This is a genomic window from Paraburkholderia sp. BR13439 (assembly GCF_040948805.1).
Lineage (GTDB): Bacteria > Pseudomonadota > Gammaproteobacteria > Burkholderiales > Burkholderiaceae > Paraburkholderia > Paraburkholderia youngii.
Genome location: NZ_JBFPKN010000104.1, coordinates 1 through 1,804 on the forward strand (window position 1 = coordinate 1; position 1,804 = coordinate 1,804).

1 protein-coding gene and 1 pseudogene are annotated in these 1,804 nt (G+C 60.4%); both read left to right on the forward strand.

Annotated features, from left to right (window positions below; all coding sequences use genetic code 11):
- A pseudogene (locus tag AB3X96_RS42330) lies at window positions 1-1,426 on the forward strand (IS66 family transposase); the annotation flags it as partial.
- Window positions 1,427-1,515: 89 nt separating this feature from the next.
- Window positions 1,516-1,695, forward strand: a complete 180-nt coding sequence (gene tnpB, locus AB3X96_RS42335) for an IS66 family insertion sequence element accessory protein TnpB (RefSeq protein WP_368594388.1) — start codon at window positions 1,516-1,518, stop codon at window positions 1,693-1,695.
- Window positions 1,696-1,804 lie beyond the last annotated feature (109 nt).

The window sequence follows — 1,804 nt, forward strand, 5'->3', positions numbered from 1 at the left end:
ACCAGTTGACCCACGAGATCTCGATTCTCAGACGCCATCAGTTCGGCAGGCGCAGCGAGCAGCTCAGCAGCGATCAGATGAATCTGCTGGATGAGGCGATTGACGCGGATCTCGCCGCCATTGAAGTTGAACTCGAGCAACTTCAGCCACAAGCCACAGCCGAGCCGCTACCCCAGCAACCGAAGCGTGCAGCGCTGCCGGCGCAATTGCCGCGCACAGAGATTCGCCACGAGCCGCAGAGCACCGTATGCCAGTGTGGCTGCGAGCGCACGCGCATCGGCGAGGACATCAGGACATCAGCGAGAAGCTCGACTACACACCGGGCGTGTTCACCGTGGAGCGGCATGTCCGTGGCAAGTGGGTGTGCAGAAACTGCGAAACACGGATTCAGGCCGCGGTGCCTGCGCACGTCATCGACAAGGGCATTCCGACTGCGGGACTGCTGGCCTCAGTGCTCGTTGCCAAATACGCTGACCACCTTCCCCTGTATCGTCAGGAGCAGATCTTTGCGCGGGCGGGCGTCGCGATACCGCGCTCGACATTGGGCGCATGGGTCGGTACGTGCGGCGTGCAGCTACAACCGCTGGTCGACGCGCTGCATGAGGAAATCCTGCAGCAGGGTGTGCTGCACGCGGATGAGACGCCGGTACAGATGCTCAGTCCCGGCAAAGGCAAGACACATCGCGCGTATCTATGGACGTATACGCCCACACACTACAGTGAGTTACGCGCCGTGGTCTACGACTTCGCCGACAGCCGTGCAGGCGAGCATGCCCGCGCGTTCCTCGCTGGCTGGCAGGGCAAACTGGTATGCGACGACTACAGTGGTTACAAGGCTGGATTCCAGCAGGGCATCACTGAAATTGGATGTGCTGCGCACGCGAGACGCAAGTTCTTCGATCTGCACGCCAATCACAGCAGTCAGATCGCTGCGCAGGCGCTGCCGTTCTTCGCTGCGCTTTACGACATCGAGCGCGACGCTGCAGTGCTACAAGCCGAGGAACGCCACAAGCTTCGACAGAGTCGGGCCAAGCCGGTCTGCGACGCACTTCACGAATGGATGAAGGCGCAGCGCAAGCTGGTGTCGGAAGGTTCGGCGATTGCCAAAGCGCTGGATTACAGTCTTAAACGATGGGATGCGCTGACCCGCTATCTCGATGACGGTCACGTGCCTATAGACAACAACTGGGTCGAAAATCAGATACGTCCTTGGGCTATCGGCAGGTCGAACTGGTTGTTTGCCGGTTCGCTTCGAGCCGGCCAACGAGCCGCAGCCATCATGAGTCTGCTACGCTCAGCGCAACTGAATGGGCACGAACCGCATGCCTACCTGAAGGACGTTCTCACCCGATTGCCGACTCAAAAGGCCAGCGACATCGCAGCATTGCTGCCTCATCGCTGGCAACCGGCGGATCCCATCCGCTAGTTCAGTTCGCCAAGACGGGTTTGCTGGCCGCTTACGCCCATCGCAACCCTGATCAAGATTGTGCGGGGTCTCGCCCGATGAGCCTTCTGATGCTGCCGTCGGCTGTTGGCCTGCCGTCCGGATCCCGAGTGTGGCTGGCCGCGGGAGTCACCGACATGCGAGCCGGATTCAACAGTCTCGCCGCCAAGGTGCAAACCGTGCTTGTACGAGATCCGTTCTGCGGGCACGTCTTCGTGTTTCGGGGCAAACGCGGGAGTCTCGTGACATAGTGCATCCTTTGGTTAGAAGCCCGGCAACTTGAGTGACTTCTCTGCTTCCTGTCGGGCCTTGAAGTGAGGCGGTCGCCTTTCCTTAATAGCCCGTACACCTTCCCTGACG